General features: G+C 68.9%; 4 protein-coding genes and 1 pseudogene. 4 read left to right on the top strand and 1 reads right to left on the bottom strand.

Annotated elements, in window-relative coordinates; translation table 11 throughout:
- Together QN345_RS15540 and QN345_RS20640 are read left to right on the top strand one after the other, a co-directional pair.
- Positions 1-509 (top strand): TadE family type IV pilus minor pilin (locus tag QN345_RS15540; RefSeq protein WP_323508837.1); only part of this gene is annotated, 509 nt, incomplete at its 5' end.
- Positions 506-775 (top strand): annotated as a pseudogene (locus tag QN345_RS20640) (Rv3654c family TadE-like protein); the annotation flags it as partial. The gene QN345_RS15540 and the pseudogene QN345_RS20640, both read left to right, overlap by 4 nt.
- 126 nt (positions 776-901) lie before the next feature.
- Here the strand turns inward: QN345_RS20640 and QN345_RS15530 are convergent.
- Positions 902-1,144, bottom strand: coding sequence for a hypothetical protein (locus QN345_RS15530; protein ID WP_134535327.1), 243 nt, complete (start codon positions 1,142-1,144; stop codon positions 902-904).
- A 141-nt stretch (positions 1,145-1,285) separates the two neighbouring features.
- Between QN345_RS15530 and topA the strand changes: the two genes are divergently transcribed.
- Positions 1,286-4,294, top strand: coding sequence for a type I DNA topoisomerase (gene topA, locus QN345_RS15525; RefSeq protein WP_322189326.1), 3,009 nt, complete (start codon positions 1,286-1,288; stop codon positions 4,292-4,294).
- Positions 4,291-4,952 (top strand): dTMP kinase (gene tmk, locus QN345_RS15520; protein WP_323508836.1); only part of this gene is annotated, 662 nt, incomplete at its 3' end. The genes topA and tmk, both read left to right, overlap by 4 nt.

The raw sequence follows: 4,952 nt of genomic DNA, 5'->3' as shown, positions 1-4,952 counted from the left end.
TTCGGAATAACATCAATCGGCACAAACAGATTCGCATCGTCACGATCCCGACCCCCGTTGGCTACACCAGGGAGACGAAGTGCGCGGCATCCTCACCGAGCTGGTGCGCCATGCCCTCACGGTCGGGTAGCCGGAGGGCCGCATCCCGTGCCGCGGCCGGTGACGCGACCGGCACCGACGGGAGCAGCGTCCCGGCCGAGCGCGGCAGCATCACGGCCGAATTCGCCGCCGTCATTCCGGCCGTGCTCCTCGTGCTGCTGCTCTGCCTCGGCGGGGTGCAGGTCGGCGGTCAGCAGGTCCGGCTGGCGGACGCCGCGGCCCAGGCGGCCCGGTCCCTCGCCCGGGGCGACGGGCTCGACCACGCGACCAGTCTGGCCCGGCAACTCGTGGGCGGCGCGGCCGTCTCAGTGGACCAGCGCGGCGACGCGGTCTGCGCCCGGCTGAGTGCTCCCGCAGAGCTCGGTATCACGGTGACGGCGGGCTCCTGCGCGCTCGGAGGCGCCACGTGACCCGCAACCGCGATCGTGGCTCCGGGTCGGTGCTCGCGGTGGGCATCCTCGGGGCGGTCGTGCTGCTGACCGCGCTCCTGCTCCCGTTCGTCGTGGTGCTCGTCGTCGGCCAGGCCGTGCGGGCGGCGGTGGATGCCGCGGCGCTCGCCGCAGCGGACACGCTGTCGGGACTCGTGGCCGGGGTGCCCTGCGAGGCCGCGGCCGAGATCGCGGCCCTCGACGGGGCATCCGTGGCGCGCTGCACAACGGCCGGCCCGATCGCGAGCGTCACGGTCACCCGGGAATTTCTCGGCTGGAACCTGAGAGCGCGCGCCAGGGCCGGTCCACCGGGTTCGGCGGGTGCACCGGGAGGCGGAGCTTCGCCCGGGAACGATCGGGGCGGAGTGGCCGGCTCAGTCGAAAATGGCCTCGAGGTAGCGGTAGTCGACAGCCGTCGGTCGCTCGGGAAACTCTGTGGAGTCGAACTCCAGGCCGGCGCCGCGGGTATAGAGGTAGCGCTTGCCACCGGACTCCGCGGGAATCTCCAGACGAGGCCGGATATCGCCCGTCTCGAGGAACTCCGTGGTGATCGTCTTGCCTTCGAGGGGGCCGTCCGTAAGCTTCGCGGTGTACGTGCCCGTAGCTGCTGTACCCATGCCTCCATTGTCCTCACCCAGGCGAGGCTGGCAAGCCCCAAAGCCCTTTGTGACGTGTGGCCGATTAGGTGGGCACCATCTTTGTGTGTGTATGGTGTGCCTTGGCCCTTCAACGGGCCGATACCTATAAAGAGGAGTCTGGTGCCAGGCACTAAGAAGCTGGTCATTGTCGAATCGCCGACAAAAATGAAGTCGATCGCCGCGTATCTCGGCGACGGCTACGAGGTCCTGTCCTCGGTCGGCCACATTCGGGACCTGATCGAGCCAAAAAACCTGCCCCCTGAACTGAAGAAGGGGCCCCTCGGCAAGTTCTCCGTCGACGTCGACAACGGCTTCGAGCCGTATTACGTCGTCTCCGACGCGAAGAAGAAGACCGTCGCCGAACTGAAGCGGGCGATGAAGACGGCCGATGAACTCCTGCTCGCAACTGATGAGGACCGCGAAGGAGAGGCCATCGCCTGGCACCTCCTGCAGGTCCTCCAGCCCAAGGTCCCCGTGAAGCGCATGGTGTTCCACGAGATCACCAAGGAAGCGATCCTCAAGGCCAAGGACAACACCCGCGACCTCGACACGGCCCTCGTCGACGCGCAGGAGACCCGGCGCATCCTCGACCGCATCTACGGTTACGAGATTTCCCCCGTGCTCTGGCGCAAGGTCGGCCCCGGCCTCTCCGCCGGCCGCGTGCAGTCCGCTGCGACCCGCCTCGTCGTCGACCGCGAACGCGAACGCCTCGCGTTCGTCTCCGCCGGCTACTGGGACCTCTCGGCCCAGCTCGCGTCCGGTACGGCGCGCGAGGATGCCGCGTTCCAGGCCAAGCTCGTGCGCCTCAACGGCGAACGCATCGCCTCCGGCGGCGATTTCGACGATCTCGGCCGCCTCAAGCCCAAGGTCACGGCGACGACGCTCGACGAGGCATCCGCCCTCGCCCTCGCCGACGCGCTCAAGGAACCGAGCGTCGCGATCACCGTGACCAAGGTCGCCTCCAAGCCGTACCGTCGCAGCCCGGCCGCCCCGTTCACGACGTCGACCCTGCAGCAGGAAGCCGCCCGCAAGCTGCGCTTCACCGCCCGGCAGACCATGAGCGTCGCCCAGTCGCTCTACGAAAACGGCTACATCACCTACATGCGTACCGACTCGCCGTCGCTCTCGCAGCAGGCGATCACCGCGGCCCGCAACCAGGCATCCTCTCTCTACGGCCCCGAAACGGTGCCGGCCCAGCCGCGCCTCTACAAGGGCAAGAGCAAGAACGCGCAGGAGGCCCACGAGGCCATCCGCCCGTCTGGCGATACCTTCCGCACGCCCTCCTCGCTCGCGAACACCATCCGCGGTAACGACTTCCGCCTCTACGACCTGATCTGGAAGCGCACGGTCGCCTCGCAGATGGCCGACGCGACCGGTTCGACCGCGTCCGTCACCATCGCGGCAGGCCCGACCGGCGTCTCGCCGCACCCCGCGGCGTCCGGCGTGCTCGCCGAGTTCTCCGCGAGCGGCACGGTGATCACCTTCCGCGGCTTCATGCTCGCCTACGAGGAATCCCGCGACGAAGAGCGCAACGCGCCCACCGATCCGACCGAGTCCAAGCTGCCGCCGCTCGAAGAGGGCCAGTCGCTGTCCCTGCTCGAGGTCGAGGCCAAGGGCCACGAGACCACCCCGGCCGCCCGGTACACCGAGGCGAGCCTCGTCAAGAAGCTCGAAGAGCTCGGCATCGGCCGCCCGTCGACGTATGCCTCGATCATCTCCACGATCACCGACCGCGGCTACGTCACCCCGCGCGGCCAGTCGCTCGTGCCGAACTGGATCGCCTTCTCCGTGGTGCGCCTGCTCGAGGAATACTTCACCGATCTCGTCGAATACGACTTCACCGCCGAGATGGAAGATGACCTCGACCGCATCGCAGACGGCAAGGCCGACCGCGTCGACTGGCTCAACAGCTTCTACTTCGGCTCCGAGAAGCACCGCGGTCTCCGCCAGGTCGTCGACAACCTCGGGGAGATCGACGCCCGGTCGATCAACTCGATGCCGATCGGTGACGACATCACCCTCCGCATCGGCAAGTACGGCCCCTACCTCGAGGTCATCGACCCTGCCGCCGCAGCGGATGCCCCGCCGCGCCGGGTGAACATCCCGCCGGACCTCGCACCCGACGAACTGACCCCCGCGAAAGCACGTCAGCTCATCGACGCGCCCGTCGTCATCGACCGCGTCATCGGGGTCAACCCGGAGACCGGCAAGAACATCGTCGCCAAGGACGGTCGTTTCGGCCCGTACGTGACCGAGCTCGACCCGGCACCCGCCGAGCCCGCCGTCGTCGAACTCGTCGAGACCCAGACCGAGTCCGCCGGCGAGACCATCGACCCGCTCACCGGTGAAGTGACCCAGCTGGTCGACGCCGGCGCTCCCGCAGCGAAGCCCAAGCGCAAGCCGGCCGCGAAGAAGATCGCCCCCGCCGACAAGCCGCGCACCGCCTCGCTGTTCAAGTCGATGGACCTCGCGACGATCGACCTCGAGACCGCGCTCCGGCTGCTCGCCCTCCCGCGCGTCGTCGGCCTCGACCCCGAAACGCAGACCGAGATCACCGCACAGAACGGCAAGTTCGGCCCGTACCTGAAGAAGGGCGTCGACACCCGCTCGCTCACGAGCGAGGACCAGATCTTCGAGATCGACCTTCCCGGAGCGGTCGAACTGTACAGCGAGCCCAAGTACGGTGCGCGGCGTGCGTCGAGCGCCCTCAAGGAATTCGAGACGCCCGACCCGGACAGCGGCAAGGCGATCAAGATCAAGGACGGCCGATTCGGCGCCTACGTCACCGACGGTGTCACGAATGCGACGATCCCGAAGGCCGAGACGGTCGAAGAGGTCGATTTCGACCGGGCCGTGCAGCTCCTCGCCGACAAGCGCGCCAAGGGACCGGCCGTCAAGAAGGCGCCCGCGAAGAAGGCCCCCGCCAAGAAGCCGGTCGCCAAGAAGCCCGCAGTGAAGAAGCCCGTCGTGAAGAAGGCCACCGCCACGAAGACCACGGTCACGAAGACCACGGTCACCAAGACCGCGGTCCGCAAGCCGGCCGTCACCAAGACCGGGACCTCCACCAAGACCGCGACGACCAGGACTGCAGCGACGAAGACTCCCGCGGGTTCGACCACCCAGTCGTGACCGCAGCAGACGTGACCGGGGCGGCCTCCACCGAGGCCGCCCCGACCGGCCTCTTCATCACCCTCGAGGGCGGCGACGGTTCGGGCAAGTCCACCCAGGCCCGGCTGCTCGCCGAGTGGCTCGGTGAGCAGGGCCGCACGGTGCTGCGCACCCGGGAGCCCGGCGGCACCGTCGTCGGCGTCGAAATCCGCGAGATCGTCCTGCACCACACCGGCGAGGTGTCCCCGCGCGCCGAGGCCCTGCTCTACGCGGCCGATCGCGCCCAGCACATCGCCACTGCCGTGCGTCCGGCGCTCGCCCGCGGGGAAGTGGTGGTCCAGGACCGCTACCTCGACTCATCCGTCGCCTACCAGGGCGCCGGGCGGGTACTCGGCGCCGCGGAGATCCGCGAGCTGTCGCTCTGGGCCGCGGAAGGCCTGCTGCCAGAGCTCACCATCCTGCTCGACCTCGATGAGACCGTCGCGCGCGGCCGGCTCGACGCCGCCAACAAGCGTTTCGACCGCCTCGAGGCCGAGAAGGGCGAGTTCCACCGGCGGGTGCGTGCCGCGTTCCTCGACCTCGCCAGCGCCGAGCCCGACCGTTTCCTGGTCGTGGATGCAGCGAGCCCGGTCGACGAGATCGCCGCCGCCCGGCCGCCCGCCGCTTCGCGATCCTGGCC

It is taken from the genome of Cryobacterium sp. 10I1, from assembly GCF_035019805.1.
Taxonomy (GTDB): Bacteria; Actinomycetota; Actinomycetes; order Actinomycetales; family Microbacteriaceae; genus Cryobacterium; species Cryobacterium glucosi.
The sequence above is the reverse complement of the archived record's forward strand: the minus strand, read 5'-3'. Positions and strand labels throughout refer to the sequence as shown.